13 protein-coding genes are annotated in these 15,220 nt (G+C 65.3%); 6 read left to right on the top strand and 7 right to left on the bottom strand.

Going from position 1 to position 15,220, the window contains the following annotated elements; genetic code table 11:
• Window positions 1–69 precede the first annotated feature (69 nt).
• From AC1RCO_RS22705 to AC1RCO_RS22695, 3 genes are all read left to right on the top strand, one after another.
• Window positions 70–2,004, top strand: coding sequence for a RecQ family ATP-dependent DNA helicase (locus tag AC1RCO_RS22705; protein ID WP_401261628.1), 1,935 nt, complete (start codon window positions 70–72; stop codon window positions 2,002–2,004).
• A 104-nt stretch (window positions 2,005–2,108) separates the two neighbouring features.
• Entirely contained in the window at window positions 2,109–3,335 is a 1,227-nt protein-coding gene (locus AC1RCO_RS22700; protein ID WP_220223544.1) for a 3-hydroxyacyl-CoA dehydrogenase, read from the top strand.
• A gap of 67 nt (window positions 3,336–3,402) precedes the next feature.
• Window positions 3,403–3,837, top strand: coding sequence for an acyl-CoA thioesterase (locus AC1RCO_RS22695; protein WP_123473107.1), 435 nt, complete (start codon window positions 3,403–3,405; stop codon window positions 3,835–3,837).
• Between the two features lie 202 nt (window positions 3,838–4,039).
• Here AC1RCO_RS22695 and AC1RCO_RS22690 read toward each other — a convergent pair whose 3' ends face one another.
• From AC1RCO_RS22690 to AC1RCO_RS22680, 3 genes are all read right to left on the bottom strand, one after another.
• Window positions 4,040–4,513, bottom strand: coding sequence for a glycine zipper domain-containing protein (locus AC1RCO_RS22690; protein WP_011058670.1), 474 nt, complete (start codon window positions 4,511–4,513; stop codon window positions 4,040–4,042).
• 299 nt (window positions 4,514–4,812) lie between these two features.
• A complete protein-coding gene (locus tag AC1RCO_RS22685) occupies window positions 4,813–7,161 on the bottom strand; it encodes an FdhF/YdeP family oxidoreductase (protein ID WP_072452134.1) in 2,349 nt (782 codons plus the stop codon).
• Window positions 7,162–7,442: 281 nt separating this feature from the next.
• A complete protein-coding gene (locus AC1RCO_RS22680) occupies window positions 7,443–8,330 on the bottom strand; it encodes a LysR family transcriptional regulator (RefSeq protein WP_011058672.1) in 888 nt (295 codons plus the stop codon).
• A 136-nt stretch (window positions 8,331–8,466) separates the two neighbouring features.
• Here AC1RCO_RS22680 and lysM point away from each other — a divergent pair, with 136 nt between their 5' ends.
• Window positions 8,467–8,907, top strand: a complete 441-nt coding sequence (lysM, locus tag AC1RCO_RS22675; protein ID WP_011058673.1) for a peptidoglycan-binding protein LysM — start codon at window positions 8,467–8,469, stop codon at window positions 8,905–8,907.
• 68 nt (window positions 8,908–8,975) lie between these two features.
• On the opposite strand, the gene yrfG is transcribed toward lysM, so the two are convergent.
• Window positions 8,976–9,638, bottom strand: a complete 663-nt coding sequence (yrfG, locus tag AC1RCO_RS22670) for a GMP/IMP nucleotidase (RefSeq protein ID WP_011058674.1) — start codon at window positions 9,636–9,638, stop codon at window positions 8,976–8,978.
• Window positions 9,639–9,862: 224 nt separating this feature from the next.
• On the opposite strand from yrfG, the gene nudE reads away from it, so the two are divergent.
• The gene (nudE, locus tag AC1RCO_RS22665; protein WP_011058675.1) at window positions 9,863–10,429 is read left to right on the top strand and encodes an ADP compounds hydrolase NudE; all 567 of its coding nucleotides are present in this window, start codon (window positions 9,863–9,865) and stop codon (window positions 10,427–10,429) included.
• 11 nt (window positions 10,430–10,440) lie between these two features.
• A complete protein-coding gene (cysQ, locus tag AC1RCO_RS22660; protein WP_492618067.1) occupies window positions 10,441–11,268 on the top strand; it encodes a 3'(2'),5'-bisphosphate nucleotidase CysQ in 828 nt (275 codons plus the stop codon).
• 141 nt (window positions 11,269–11,409) lie between these two features.
• On the opposite strand, the gene AC1RCO_RS22655 is transcribed toward cysQ, so the two are convergent.
• The 3 genes from AC1RCO_RS22655 to AC1RCO_RS22645 all read right to left on the bottom strand — a co-directional run bounded on the left by AC1RCO_RS22655 (window position 11,410) and on the right by AC1RCO_RS22645 (window position 15,192).
• On the bottom strand, window positions 11,410–11,865 hold the full coding sequence (locus AC1RCO_RS22655) for a thioesterase domain-containing protein (protein WP_492618066.1): 456 nt from the start codon (window positions 11,863–11,865) through the stop codon (window positions 11,410–11,412).
• A gap of 37 nt (window positions 11,866–11,902) precedes the next feature.
• Complete coding sequence (locus tag AC1RCO_RS22650; RefSeq protein WP_053155930.1) at window positions 11,903–13,309, bottom strand: sigma-54-dependent transcriptional regulator; 1,407 nt, start codon at window positions 13,307–13,309, stop codon at window positions 11,903–11,905.
• Window positions 13,310–13,383: 74 nt separating this feature from the next.
• Complete coding sequence (locus AC1RCO_RS22645; RefSeq protein WP_011058679.1) at window positions 13,384–15,192, bottom strand: sensor histidine kinase; 1,809 nt, start codon at window positions 15,190–15,192, stop codon at window positions 13,384–13,386.
• Window positions 15,193–15,220: the final 28 nt, after the last annotated feature.

The raw sequence follows: 15,220 nt of genomic DNA, 5'->3' as shown, positions 1-15,220 counted from the left end.
CCTTTTCTGGCCCTGCCGACCTGTCCCGCTAGTCTTCAAGACAGGTCAGCGGTCCAAGGAGTGACCCTTATGCACAGCACCCTGGAACAGGTCTTCGGTTATCCACAGTTTCGTCCGGGCCAGGAGGCCGCGGTCAGCGCGGTGCTCGCCGGGCGCTCGGCGGCAGCGATCTTTCCCACCGGCTCGGGCAAGTCCCTGTGCTACCAGTTGCCGGCCCTGCTGCTGCCGCACCTGACCCTGGTGGTCTCGCCGCTGCTGGCGCTGATGCAGGACCAGTTGGCCTTCCTCCAGCGCCACGGCATTGCCGCTGCCAGCATCGACTCGGCCCAGGGCCGGGATGAAGCCAATGAGGTCATGGCCCGGGCTCGTTCCGGGGAGCTGAAGATCCTGATGATCTCGGTGGAGCGGCTGAAGAACGAACGCTTTCGCAACTTTCTGCAGCAGGTGCCCATCTCCCTGCTGGTGGTGGACGAGGCGCACTGCATCTCCGAATGGGGCCACAATTTCCGCCCCGACTACCTGAAACTGCCGGACTACCAGCGCCAGTTCAACATCCCCCAGGCCCTGCTACTGACGGCCACGGCGACCCCCAAAGTGATCGTCGACATGCAGGCCAAGTTCGCCATCGCCCAGCAGGACGTAGTAACCACCGGTTTCTACCGGCCCAACCTCAACCTGCTGGTGGAGCCGGTTCGGGGCGCCGACAAGCGTCGGCGGCTGGTGCAGTGGATGAGCGACCGGGCCGGGCAGCCGAGCATTGTCTACGTGACCCTGCAGAAAACCGCCGAGCAGATCGCCGAGCACCTGAGCCAGCAAGGCATCGCCGCCGAGGCCTACCACGCCGGCCTGCCCCACGAGCAGCGCGAGTCGATCCAGCGTCGCTTCATGGAGGGCCGCAGCCACTGCATCGTCGCCACCATCGCCTTCGGCATGGGCATCGACAAGAGCGACATCCGCAACGTGGTGCACTTCGATCTGCCCAAGTCCATCGAGAACTACAGCCAGGAAATCGGTCGTGCCGGGCGCGACGGCCAGCCTTCGGATTGCCTGGTGCTGGCCAACCGCGACAGCCTCAACGTGCTGGAAAACTTCGTCTACGGCGACACCCCGGAATTGAGTGGCATCCGTTGTGTGCTGGAGGAGTTGCAGGCATCGGCGGCGGACGGGCAATGGGAGTTCCTGCTCGGCCCCCTGGCGGACCAGAGCAACATTCGCCAACTGCCACTCAAGACCTTGCTGGTGCAGCTGGAACTGCGGGGCCTGATCGCGCCGCGCTATGCCTATTTCGCGGAATACCGCTTCAAACTGCTGCTGGAAACCGAGGCCCTGCTGGCGCGTTTCGAAGGCGAGCGGAGGGACTTCGTCGAGGCCGTGATCAACACTTCAAGCCGCGCCAGGACCTGGGCCACGGTGAATTTCGACGCGCTCTACGAGCAGTACCAGGCGCCGCGCAACCGGGTGGTCAAGGCCTTGGACTACTTCCAGGAAAAAGGCTGGGTAGAGCTGGAAAGCAAGCAGATGACCGAGGTCTACAGCCTGTTGCAGACGGACTTTGACCTGGCGGCACTGAGTGCCGACCTGCACGGTTATTTCACCCGCCACGAGGGCAGTGAAATTGCGCGGATCCACGCCATGCTCGACCTGTTCGCCACCGAGCAGTGCCTGGGTTACCGCCTGGCGGAGTATTTCGGCGACCGGCAGGCACCCCAGCGTTGCGGGCATTGTTCGGTGTGCCATGGCCAGGTGGCGCGGCTGCCGGAGCCGCCGGTTCTGCCCGCGCTTGTGGATAAGAGTTTCGACGGGCTGTGTGGCCACTTTATCCACAGGCACCAGCAGCACACCGGCGATGTACCCGGGGCGGAACGCCTGACCCGTTTTCTCTGTGGTATCAGCGTGCCGTTGTTCACCCGGCTCAAGGCTCGGAGCATCCCCGGTTTCGCGGCACTGGAAGATTACCCTTATGCCGCGGTGCGGGCGTGGTGCGAGGCCCATTTGCCAGGCTGAAAATCCATCTGCTGAATGCTGCTCATCACAGGAATAAATTTCAAAAATGATGAGGGCCTGACTATGGTGGGGGCTGTCTTTGGATCGCCCACAAGAGAGCCAACATGAGCCAGACAGCTTTCGATATTCAGCGCGCCGCCGTGATCGGTGCCGGCACCATGGGCCGTGGCATTGTCATGTGCCTGGCCAATGCCGGCCTGCCGGTACTGTGGCTGGACAACAACCCGCAGATGCTCCAGCAGGCCCTGGCGGCGGTGGCGGACACCTATGCCCACAACGTGCGCCAGGGGCGCATCGATCAGGCCGAGGCCGATGCGCGGGTGGCGCGGATCAAGCCGGCGGCGGATTATCCACAGCTCGCCGACGTGGACCTGGTGATCGAGGCGGTCTACGAAAACCTCGAACTCAAGCAGCAGATCTTTCGCCAGATGGACGCGACCCTCAAGCCCGAGGCGATCCTTGCCAGCAACACCTCGGCCCTGGATATCGACGCGATTGCCGCAGTCACCCAGCGGGCGCCACAGGTACTGGGCCTGCACTTCTTCAGCCCGGCCCACATCATGAAACTGCTGGAGGTGGTGCGCGCGGCCAAGACCGCGCCTGCGGTGCTCGACGCTGCCCTGGCCCTGGGGCAGCGCATGGGCAAGGTCAGTGTGGTGGCGGGCAACTGCTTCGGCTTCATCGGCAATCGCATGCTCAACACCTACGTGCTCGAGGCGCGCAAGATGCTGCTGGAAGGGGCGTTTCCCTATCAGGTGGATGGCGCCTTGCAGGGGTTCGGTTTCGCCATGGGCCCGTTCCGCATGTATGACGTGGTGGGCGTCGACCTGGGCTGGCGCGCCCGGCAACTGGACGGTGTGGGCCAGGATGCGCCCGAGGTGCAGATCGACAACCGGTTGTGCGAGTCGGGTCGTTTCGGCCAGAAGAGTGGCGACGGCTACTACCACTACGAACCCGGCAGCCGCCAGGCCGAGCATGACCTGCAGGTGGATGCGCTGGTGCTGCAGGTCAGCGAGGAGCTGGGTTACCGGCGCCGGGACATCGGCCCCGAGGAGATCCTCGAGCGCTGCCTGCTGGCGCTGGTCAACGAAGGTGCGAAGATTCTCCAGGAGGGCATCGCCCAGTCGGCCGCCGACATCGACCGGGTCTATCTCAATGGCTACGGTTTTCCCAAGGAGCAGGGTGGGCCGATGAGCTGGGCGGATGCCCAGGGGCTGGAGCAGGTCCGCCAGCGTTTGCAGCACCTGCAAGCCGAACACGGGGCGCATTGGCGCCCGGCGCAGTTGATCGAGGAACTGGCCGCGGCCGGAAAAGGGTTTGCCCAGGCTTAGCTGCCTGGGGTGAAATGCCGGGCGATCAACCGATCGCCCGGCCTTCAATCGATGGGAGAGAGCCCTGATGTCCGAGCCTATGCCGCAACGCGGCGACTATCGCCATTTCCAGCCGATCATCACCCGCTGGCATGACAACGATGTCTACGGCCACGTGAACAATGTCACCTACTACAGCTTCTTCGACACGGCGGTGAACACCTACCTGATCGAACGGGGCAGGCTGGATATCCATGACGGCGAGGTGGTGGGATTCGTGGTCAGCTCGGCTTGCGATTACTTTGCGTCCATCGCCTTTCCCGAACGCATCGAGATCGGTTTGCGGGTCGGCAAGCTGGGCAACAGTTCAGTGCAGTACGAACTGGCGGTGTTCAAGGCGGGAGAGGCGGATGCCTGTGCAGCGGGGCGTTTTGTCCATGTGTTCGTGGATCGGGCATCGAACCAGCCGGTGCCGATTCCGCCCGCATTGCGGGTGGCGCTGGAACAGCTGCTGGTGGCGTGAACGTCGATAATCGATCTGGAATCTGGAATCTGGAATCTGGAATCTGGAATCTGGAATCTGGAATCTGTAGCCGCTGCCGTAGGCTGCGATCGGCTCCGCAGGAGACGCTAACCTGTCTCCACGAGCCGCCTGACACACCGCAGCGCCTGCTCTGGCGAGTCCTGCGGCCTCGTTCGCAGCCTGCGGCAGCGGCTACAGGGGATCAGTCGCGGTAGTGGCGGTGCTTGCGATGCCCGTAGGCATGGCCACGGCCACGGTGGCCGTCGCGGTAGTAGCGGCGGTCGTCGCGGCCGCGGTAGTCGCGATCTTCCCGGGCACTTTCATTGCCCATGTAGTTGCCCAGCGCGCCGCCGGCGCCACCGCCTGCCGCTGCGCCGATCAGGCTGCCGGTGTTGCCGCCCATGCTGCGGCCCACCACGTTGCCGCCGGCTGCGCCCAGGGCGCCGCCAATGGCTGCCTGGCCACGGCTGCGTTTGTCCGCGCCCACTGCGCTACCGCCGGCGCCGCCCAGGGCCGCACCGATGGCGGAACCGGTATTGCCGCCGATCTGCTGACCGACCACCGAGCCTAGAACCCCGCCCAATGCGCCGCCCACACCTGCTTCAGTGGTGCCACCGGCAGAGGCGACGCCGCTGACCAGGCCAAGGGACAACAAGAGAATCGAGGAGAACTTCATAGAGGAGCCTCAAAGGGATGACGGCGCGATCCTGAGGCTGTATCGAGGGGCTTACAAACGAAATCCGACGAATAGCACGAATTGTACACAATCTCGTAACTTATTGTTTTTAATGCGGAACTTAAGTGGTTTTTGCGGGTCTTTAGCTACTTCGGAACGGCCGCTTTGATACAAAAGCGGCCTTTTTTGTGCCTGCGGTTCAAGGCTGCGCAGCGGCTGTCGCCGGCAGGCCGGCTCCTACGGTTCACGCGCTAACCGTAGAAGCTGGCTTGCCAGCGAAGAGGCCCTCAAGCCAGGAATCAGGCCGAGCGAGCCATGATCAGGCCGCTGTCGCTGGCCGCTTCCAGGCGAATGGCGATGAACTTGGAAGTCGGGGTGTGGCTACCGTCACCGGTGCTTTCCAGCGGTACCAGGGGGTTCACTTCCGGGTAGTAGGCCGCGGCCTGGCCGGCCGGAATGTCGAAGGCCAGCAGGGTGAAGCCCTTGACCCGGCGCTCGCGGCCGTCGTCCCAGAGCGAGACGATATCGGCCTTTTGCCCCGGCTTGAAGCCCAGGCGGATGATGTCCGCCTCGTTGGCGAACAGCACGTCGCGCTGGCCCTTGACCCCGCGGTAGCGGTCGTCCAGCCCATAGATGGTGGTGTTGTACTGGTCGTGGGAACGCATCGATTGCAGGATCAGGTCCGGCAGTTGGCCGGTGGCCCGGGTGCGCTCGTGGATCAGGTCCTTGGGCAACGAGTTGGCGCGGAAGTTGGCGCGCCCCGACGGGGTGTTCCACTGGCGGGCGCCGGCACTGTTGCCCAGGTAGAAACCGCCAGGATGCTTGAGCCGTTCGTTGAAGTCCTTGAAGCCGGGAATGGTGTCGGCGATCAGGTCGCGGATGCGTCCGTAGTCGGCCGCCAGCCAGTTCCAGTCCACCGGCCGGCTGCCCAGGGTTGCAGCGGCGATACCGGCGAGGATCCACGGCTCGGAGCGCATCTGCGACGACAGCGGCTGCAACTGGCCGTTGGAGGCGTGGACCATGCTGAAGGAGTCTTCCACGGTCACCGCTTGCGGGCCGCCCGCCTGCTGGTCGATATCGGTACGTCCCAGGCACGGCAGGATCAGTGCGTCCTTGCCGTGGGCCAGGTGGCTGCGGTTGAGCTTGGTGCTGATCTGCACGGTGAGGTCGCAGTTGCTCAGGGCCTGGAAGGTGCGCGGGCTGTCCGGGGTAGCCTGGGCGAAGTTGCCCCCCAGGCCGATGAATACCTTGGAGCGGCCTTCGAGCATGGCGTGGATCGCCTCGACCACGTTGTGGCCGTTGTCCCGGGGGACCTTGAACTGGAAGCGCCGCTCCAGGGAGTCGAGGAAGGCCACTGGCGGGCGTTCGTTGATGCCCATGGTGCGGTCGCCCTGCACGTTGCTGTGGCCGCGCACCGGGCACAGCCCGGCGCCGGGCTTGCCGATGTTGCCGCGTAGCAGCATCAGGTTGGCGATTTCCTGGATGGTCGGCACCGAGTGGCGGTGCTGGGTGATGCCCATGGCCCAGCACATGATGACGTTCTTGCCCTTGGCATACATGCGCGCCGCTTGCTCGATCTCCACCAGGGCCAGGCCGGACTGCTCGACGATCTGCTCCCACGGGGTGTCGTCGATGGTGCCCAGGTAGTCGAGCACGTTGGCGGTGTGGGCATTGAGGAAGTCGTGGTCGAACACCGACGCCGCGCCGGCTTTCTGCGCATCGCGCTCCCACTGCAGGAGGAACTTGGCCATGCCCCGCAGCAGCGCCATGTCGCCGCCCAGGGCCGGGCGGAAGTAGGCGGTATTGGTTGGGCGGTTGCCGTTGGTGAGCATCTCGATCGGGCTTTGCGGGTGCTGGAAACGTTCCAGGCCGCGCTCCTTGAGCGGGTTGATGCACACCACCTGGGCGCCACGCTTCACTGCTTCACGCAGCGGTTCGAGCATGCGTGGGTGGTTGGTGCCGGGGTTCTGGCCCCAGACGAAGATGGCGTCCGCGTGTTCGAAGTCGTCGAAGGTCACCGTGCCTTTGCCGACCCCGACGCTCTGCGCCAGGGCCACGCCGCTGGCCTCGTGGCACATGTTCGAGCAGTCGGGGAAGTTGTTGGTGCCATAGGCGCGCACGAACAGCTGGTAGAGGTAGGCCGCTTCGTTGCTGGCCCGGCCCGAGGTGTAGAACTCGGCCATGTCCGGGCTGGGCAGGTTGTGCAGGTGCCTGGCGATCAGGCTGAAGGCATTTTCCCAACTGATGGGCTGGTAGCGGTCGGTCTCGGCGTTGTAGCTCATCGGCTCGGTCAGCCGGCCCTGGTACTCCAGCCAGTAGTCGCTCTGCTCCAGCAGCGAAGTGACGCTGTGCTTGGCGAAGAACGCTGCGTCCACCCGGCGCTTGGTGGCCTCCCAGTTGACCGCCTTGGCGCCGTTCTCGCAGAACTTGACCATGCCGCTTTCCGGCGAGTCGCCCCAGGCGCAGCCCGGGCAGTCGAAGCCGCCGTTCTGGTTGGTCTTGAGCATCATGCGGATGTTCTTCAGCGCGTTGTCGCTGGTCAGCCACGCCTGGGCCACGCTGATCAGGGCGCCCCAGCCGCCGGCGGGTCCCTTGTAGGGCTTGTAGCGGGCTACGGGTTTCTGATCGGCTTGGTTATGTGTACTCACGGGCGACTCTCCATCGCAGGCTGCTGACCCGCAGCGCACGCTCGGCGGCAGGTGGACAAGGTTGAGACGCTGCTCGCGCGGCCGGCGTCTGGCCGGGCAAATGCCTTCGCGTACTAGCGTTCGAGGGATGCTGTGGGGCTGGCTGGCAGCGAGTGCGGGTGCCCGTTTCGCCGGGGCTGGCGCCGCGCCGGAGTGACCAGCGGCGTAACGGCTCCCAAGACTAAGCGCGGCAATCTGTCGCGTCTAATTGCTAGTACTGATCTATTGATAGATGGCGTCGATCAAGAATCGCCGAAGGATTGCTGGTAGAGGGCGAAGCAGGCTTGCGCCAGGGCCGAGCGCGGCGCGCTGCGGCGCATGATCAGGCCCAGGCGGGCCAGGGTCTGGGCATCGGCGATGGGTTGCAGGCGCAGGTGCTCGGTGAGGGTTTCCAGGCCGCTGTCCAGAGGCATCACGGCGCAGCACAGGCCGCCATGGACCATCTGCACCAGTTGATGGACGGCGTCGGTCTGCAGCACCGGCTGCGGTTGCAGGCCGCGAATGTGGAAGTTGTGGTCGATGGACTGGCGAAAGTGCATGCCGCTGGTGAGTAGGCCCAGGGGCAGTTCGATCAGCGCCTCCCAGCTCAGGGGCTGCTCGCCGAAGCTGAAGTGCCGGTGGTCGTAGAGCAGGCCCATGTGGGTCGGTTCCAGGGGCAGGGAGTCGAAATTCTCGCTGTCCAGGCGCTCCAGGTAGGAAACCCCGAGGTCCAGGCGATTGCTGGCCAACTGTTCGAGGATCTGTTCCGAGCTCAGGGACGAGAGTTCGAAGCGCAGGTTCGGGTGCTCGGCATGCAGGCGCTGCAGCAGTGGCTGGGGATTGAAACTCGACAGCGGCACCACCCCTACGCGCAGGGTGCCCACCAGGTTGCCGCGGCAGGCGGCGGCCTCGGCCAATAGCCCGTCATGGGCGGTGAGCACGGTGCGGGCCCACGCCAGCACCCGCTCGCCGGGTGCGGTGAAGCCTTCGAAACGCTGGCCGCGCTTGACCAGCGGCAAGTCGAGCTCTTCTTCCAGGCTGCGCAGGCGCATGGAGAGGGTCGGCTGGGTGATGTGGCAGCGCGCGGCGGCTTGGCCGAAATGCCGGGTTTCGTCGAGGGCGATGAGGAATTTCAGCTGCTTGAGGTCCATCTTCGCTCCGGAGCGGCAAAAGGCCGGGATTCTACCGCGGGCCTGTGACCTTGGGTCACTGGTCGCCCGGGAACCTCATCCGGCCAGGCTGGTCTAGTCTTTCGCGTCTGGATCTATCAACCAAGGAGTGTGCGACATGAGCATTTTCAGCTTTGTGAAGGAAGCCGGTGAGAAACTGATCGACCTGTTGACCCCGGGTAACGCCAATGCCAGTGAGCAACTCAAGGAGCACATCGAAAAGGTTGGCCTGGGCAATCCCAATGTTCATGCCACGGTGGAAGGTGACAAGGTGATTGTCAGCGGTGAAGTGGCGAGCCAGGAAGAGAAGGAGAAGATCCTGCTGGCCCTGGGCAACATTTCCGGCGTCGGCAGTGTCGAGGACCAGATCACCGTGACCGGTCCGGCGGTGGTCTCTGCGGTATTCGTCACCGTGAAGAAAGGCGACACCCTGAGCGCCATCGCCAAGGTGCAGTACGGCGATGCCAACAAGTACAACAAGATCTTCGAGGCCAACAAGCCGCTGCTGTCCCACCCGGACAAGATCTACCCGGGTCAGGTGCTGCGTATTCCCGAATGATCGGCTCTCTTCGCGGGCAAGCCCGCTCCCACGAGTTTCTGTAGGAGCGAGCTTGCCCGCGAAGGGCGTCACAAGCCTTCGATCAGCGCCCGGTAATCCCCCACCGCCGCGAACTCCGCGGTGTCTTTCGGCCCTCTGCGGCTGTCCGGCTGGCTCACCGCCAGCAACTGCGCCACACCAAAGTCTCGCGCACTGCGCAGGATGGGCAGGGTGTCGTCGATGAACAGGCTGCGGGCCGGGTCGAAGCGGATATCGGCCTGCAAGGCGTCCCAGAACTGTGGGCTTTCCTTGGGGAAACCATAGTCGTGGGAACTGATCAGGCGTTCGAAGTATGGCGCCAGTTCGATCCGTTCCAGCTTCAATGACAGGGAGTCGCGATGGGCGTTGGTGATCAGGATCACCCGCTTGCCGGCTTGCTTGATGGCTGCAAGAAAGGTGTCTGCGTCCGGACGCAGGGCGATCAGGTGCGCGGTTTCCAGCTTCAACTCGCGCACCGGCAGTTGCAGTTCGGCGCTCCAGAAGTCCAGGCAATACCACTGCAACTGGCCGGCGTTGCGTTCGAACAGGGGCTCCAGCTCCAGCTCGGCCATGGCCCGGCTGACCCCGTGCAGCTCGGCGTAGCGCTGGGGCAGGTGTTCCATCCAGAAATGGTTGTCGTAGTGCAGGTCCAGCAAGGTGCCGTCCATGTCCAGCAGGACGGTATCGATCTGGTGCCAGGGCAGTAGGGCCATCGAACACTTCTCCAGTGGTAAGAAAACAGCCGACCGGCGGGGTCGACAAGGCCAGTGGGGCAGGGAGGCCCGGTCACTAGAACGGATAGAAAGGAGCCGCCTCGAAGAGGACGGTCACACGCAGTAAACAATAGGTTCCGCCGTGGTGCCGTGCACCGGCAATCTGCAACCCAGTCACTTTAAAACAGGCTGTATAGTAACCCGCTATCGCCAAGGAGCCCGCTATGCGCCAGAAACCCACCGTACTCGCCCGCGAGATCGTCGCCACCAGTCGTCTGTTCTGTGTCGAAGAGGTGCAGTTGCGGTTTTCCAATGGCGTCGAACGTACCTATGAGCGCCTGGTGGGCAAGGGCGCCGGCTATGGCGCGGTGATGATCGTGGCAATGCTCGACGCCGAGCATGCAGTGTTGGTGGAGGAATACTGCGGCGGCACCGACGCCTACGAGCTGTCGTTGCCCAAGGGCCTGATCGAGCCGGGGGAGGATGTGCTGGCAGCGGCCGAGCGCGAGCTCAAGGAAGAGGCCGGGTTTGGCGCGCGGCAACTGGAGCACCTGACCGAGCTGTCGCTGTCCCCGGGCTACATGAGCCAGAAGATCCAGGTAGTGCTGGCCACCGATCTGTATGAAGAGCGCCTGGAAGGCGACGAGCCGGAGCCGATGCGGGTCGACAAGGTCAACCTGCGCGAACTGGCGAGCCTGGCGCAGAACCCTCAGTTCAGCGAAGGCCGGGCCCTGGCTGCGCTTTACCTGACCCGCGACCTGCTGAGCCAGCGCGGGGTCTTTCAAGCATGAGCGAGACGTCAATGAATTTTCCCCATCCCTTGCTGGCGCCGGTTGCCGAGCTGGCCCTGCGTGCCGGTGAAGCGATCCTGCCGTTCTGGCGCGCCGATGTGGCGGTCAATCACAAGGCCGACGAGTCGCCGGTGACCGCCGCCGACCTGGCCGCCCATCACCTGATCGTGGCCGGCCTCACGGCCCTGGACCCGAGCATCCCGGTGCTGTCCGAAGAGGATGCGGACATTCCCCAGGCCACCCGCGCCAGCTGGCAGCGCTGGTGGCTGGTGGACCCGCTGGACGGCACCAAGGAATTCATTTCCGGCAGTGAAGAATTCACCGTCAATATCGCCCTGATCGAGCAGGGGCGGGTGGTGTTCGGCGTGGTGTCGATGCCCACCAGTGGCCGCTGCTACCTGGGCGGCGCAGGCCTTGGGGCCTGGCGCGTGGATCGCGGGCAGGCACCGCAGGTGATCCAGGTGCGTGAGCAACCGGGGGCCGGCGAGGCGTTTACCGTGGTAGCCAGCCGCCGGCATTCGAGCCCGGAGCAGGAACGTCTGCTCAGTGGTTTGAGCGCTGCCCTGGGTGAGTTGCAACTGGCCAATATCGGCAGTTCGCTGAAGTTCTGCCTGCTGGCCGAAGGCGCGGCAGACTGCTATCCGCGCCTGGCGCCCACCTCGCAGTGGGACACCGCGGCGGCCCAGGGCGTGCTCGAAGGCGCGGGCGGCGAGGTGCTGGATCTCAGCGGTGCGCCGTTCTGCTATCCACCTCGGGAGTCGTTGCTCAACGGCTTCTTCCTGGCCCTGCCGGCCAAGGCGCCCTGGCGCGCCAAGTTGCTGGAACTGGCCCGCTCCTGATCACCTCGCGGCGACTTGCCGCTGCCACCCTTGTGCAGGAGCCGGCTTGCCGGCGACGGGGCCCTTGGGCCCTGTGCAAGCATTTCCGGCCTCTTCGTTGGCAAGCCAGCTCCTACAGATTTGAGCCGGGTCGCAAACGGGCTAGCGGTGCAGGACGTACTGGCCGGTAAAACGCACGGCGTCTTCTGCGCTGCCGGCATTGACGACCCGGGAGTGCAAGGTCAGCCGGGCACGGCCGTAGCGCTGATACATGGCGAGGAATTTGTTCCAGACCTTGTCATCCGGTGCGGCGCAGATCGCCACGGCGTCGCCGGTCACCGGCAGCGGGTAACTGATCTGGCCTTCCTGGATGACGATATGCCCGTCATCGATGCCCTGTTCCTTGAGCCGCAGGTGCAGCCAGCCCCAGCCGGCGAGCACCGCACCGCAGTACAGGCTGCCGCCGAACATGGTGCTCTTGTGGTTGACGTTGGCCTCCAGGGGCAAGTGCAGGCGCAACTCTTGCCCCTGCCAGTCGAGCACCTGCAGACCCATGTCCCGTGTCAGGGGGATGTCGTGGTGGAGGATGGATTCCAGGTATCGACTGTCGCGATTCATGCCGGGGCCTCAGGGGTCAAGGGAATAACGGAGCGCTTCATTCTGATTCGTCGCCGGGCTGGTTGGCGCCGCCGTCGGCGAAGTTCAAACCGTGTTTGCGCAGCTTGTCGTGCAAGGTCTTGCGTGGAATCCCCAGGGCTTCGGCGAGGCTGCGCATGGAGCTGTGGGGCTGGGCCATTTCAGCGGCGATCAGGGTCTTTTCGAAGTGCTCCACCTGCTCGCTCAAGCCTCCTTCGATCAGGCTCGGGGCCGCAGCCGCGGGAGTACCCGGCTCGCTGTTGTCCAGGGCCAGTTCCAGGCCCAGGGCGAAGCGTTCGGCGGCGTTCTGCAGCTCGCGCACGTTGCCCGGCCAGCTGTGGCGCAGCAGCAAGGCACGGTGTCCGGGTTGCAGTTCCTGGGGTGGCAGGCCGTGGCGGGTGCTGGCTTCGTCGGCGAAGTGCTGGAACAGCATCAGCACGTCTTCGCCACGCTCGCGTAGCGGCGGAATGCGCAGCGGCGCGACGTTCAGGCGGTAGTAGAGGTCGGCGCGAAAGCGTCCCTGGTCCGCGGCCTGGCGCAGGTCTTCCTTGGTGGCGGCGATGATGCGGATATCCAGCGGGATCAATTGATTGCCCCCCAGGCGTTCCACCACCCGCTCCTGCAGCAGGCGCAGCAGCTTGACCTGGACATCCAGGCTCATGCTTTCGATCTCATCGAGGAACAGGGTGCCGCCGTTGGCAAATTCGAACTTGCCGATGCGGCGTTTCTGCGCGCCGGTGAAGGCCCCCGGCTCGTGGCCGAACAGCTCGCTTTCCACCACCGATTCCGCCAGGGCCCCGGCGTTGATCGCCACGAACGGCCCGTTGCGCCGTCCGGAGAGATCGTGCAGGGCACGGGCCACCACTTCCTTGCCGGCGCCGGTCTCGCCGAGGATCAGCACATCGGCCCGGGTCGCCGCCAGGGCGCCGATCTGCTGGCGCAGGCGCAGCATCGGCGGCGACTGGCCTACCAGCCGCGCACTGAGTTCCTGACGGTCGCTGAGGGCCAGGCGCAGGCTGCGGTTGTCCAGCACCAGGCGCCGCCAGTCCAGGGCGCGGCGCACACTGTCCAGCAGGGCATCGCTGGCGAAGGGCTTTTCCAGAAAGTCATAGGCGCCGGCACGCATGGCCTGCACGGCCAGGGGCACGTCGCCGTGGCCGGTGATCAGCAGCACCGGCAGTTCCGGGTCCTGGGCATGCAGCTGGTTGAGCAGCTCCAGGCCGTCCATGCCGGGCATGCGGATGTCGCTGACCACCACCCCCGGCCAATCCCGCTCCAGGCGCGGCGCCAGGCCCTGGGCTTCGGCGAGGGACAGCACCTTGAGCCCCGCCAGGTCCAGGGTCTGGCTCAGGGCCTGGCGCAGGTGGGGATCGTCGTCGATCAGCACCACTTGCAACTGAGGATCGAGGCTCTCGGGATGGCTCATCGCTCACTTTCCAGATCGTGTCGGGGCCGGGAGCGCCGGGCCGGACAGGGTTGATATCGGGTTGCCGCTCTGCTTCATACCCCGCGGTCCTCGGAGGGCTGCAGGCTGACTCCGGGGGCCCCGGCCCGCAGGCGCAGGGTGATCAGGGCCCCGCCTTCGCGGTGGTTGGCGAATGACAGTTCACCACCGAAGGCACGCATCAGGGTGTCGCAGATGGCCAGCCCCAGGCCCAGGCCCTGAGTACGGGTCTTGGTGGTGTAGAACGGCTCTCCGGCGCGACCCAGCGCTTCCATGCAGAAGCCCGGACCGTTGTCGCGAATGTACAGGTTGACGCCGGTGGCGGTGGATTCGGCACTCAGCCAGAGTTTGCGCGGGGGGCCTTTTTCGGTCAGGGCATCCAGGGCATTGGCCAGCAGGTTGCCCAGTACCTGGCGCAGGCGGGTTTCCCCGGCTTCGACCCACAGGGTGGCGGCCGGCAGGTCGCGGATCAGTTCCACTTCCATGGCCCGGCGGCGCTTGGCCAGCAGCGCCAGGGCGTCGTCCAGGGCCGGTTGCAGGGCCACGCTTTCCGGGGCGTGGTGATCGCGCCGGGCGAAGGCCCGCAGGTGGGCAATGATCGAGGCCATGCGCCCGGTCAGTTCGCTGATCAGTTTGAGGTTGCCTCGGGCGTCGTCGGTGCGCTGGTGGTCCAGCAGCACTTCGGCGTTCTCGGCATAGCTGCGGATCGCCGCCAGGGGCTGGTTGAGCTCGTGGCTGATGCTGGCCGACATGGTGCCCAGAGCCGAGAGCTTGCCGGCCTGGACCAGGTTGTCCTGGGCCCGCACCAGTTCCTGCTGGGCGGTTTCGCGCTCCAGCACTTCCTGCTTCAGGCGCCGGTTGAGGCTTTCCAGGTCGCTGGTGCGCTCGGCCACACGCATCTCCAGCTCGCGCCGCGCCTTGGCTTCGAAGGCGATCCGCTCCAGGTAGTGGCGGCGGCGCTGCATCATCAGGCCGAGCAACAGCATCAGCACCAGCAGCGCGGCGGCGCCCACGGCCACTACCGTGCGCACCGGCCGGTCGATCAGAGTGCGCGGTGCGAGGATGCTCACGGCCCAGCGGGTTTCGTCGATCTGCTGGGTCTGGGTCAGCCAGGCATTGGGGTTGAGGTTCAGCGGCCTTGGGTCGCGAGTCGGATAGGGCTGGATGGCGACGATCGCCTGGCGTTCCTCGTCGCTCAGCGGCCGGGTCGCGCGAAAGCGCCATTCCGGGCGCGAGGTGAGGATCACCACGCCATTGTGGTCGGTCATCAGCAGCTGTTCCGGGGTCTTGCCCCACAGGCTTTCGGTGTGGTCCAGGTCGACCTTGACCACCAGCACGCCAAGGATCCGCTCGCCATCGCGCACCGCGGCAGCAAAGAAGTAACCGCGCTTGGCCGAGGTGGTGCCCAGGCCGAAGAAGCGCCCCAGGCGCCCGGCCATGGCCTCGCTGAAATAGGGGCGGAAGGCGAAATTGCGACCGACGAAGCTGTCGTGCTTGTCCCAGTTGGAGGCCGCCAGGGTCTTGCCGCTGGTGTCCATCAGGTACATCACCTCGGCGCCGGTCTGGGCACTGATGTTCTTCAGCAGGCGGTTGGCGTTGCCCTGGGTCACGCCATCGTCCGGGGCGCCGAGTACCGCGCGCAGTGCTGGCAGGTCGCCGAGGATCTGCGGCAGCACTTCGTAGCGGTGCAGGGTGCCCAGCAGGTTGGCCACGTACAGGTCGAGGGTCTGGCGGTTCTGGCTGGTCAGCTCGTTGCGGTAGTAGCGCTCCGCCAGATGCTCCAGCGGCCACAGCAACGGCGCCAGGCACAGTGCCAGCAAGGCCAGGCTGCGCCAGCGAGGGCGACGGGGAAGGGGTGGGGTCATGGAAAAGGCGCCTGTGGATACAGGCGCA

The organism is Pseudomonas sp. GW823-FHT03E05 (genome assembly GCF_058796855.1).
The sequence above is the reverse complement of the archived record's forward strand: the minus strand, read 5'-3'. Positions and strand labels throughout refer to the sequence as shown.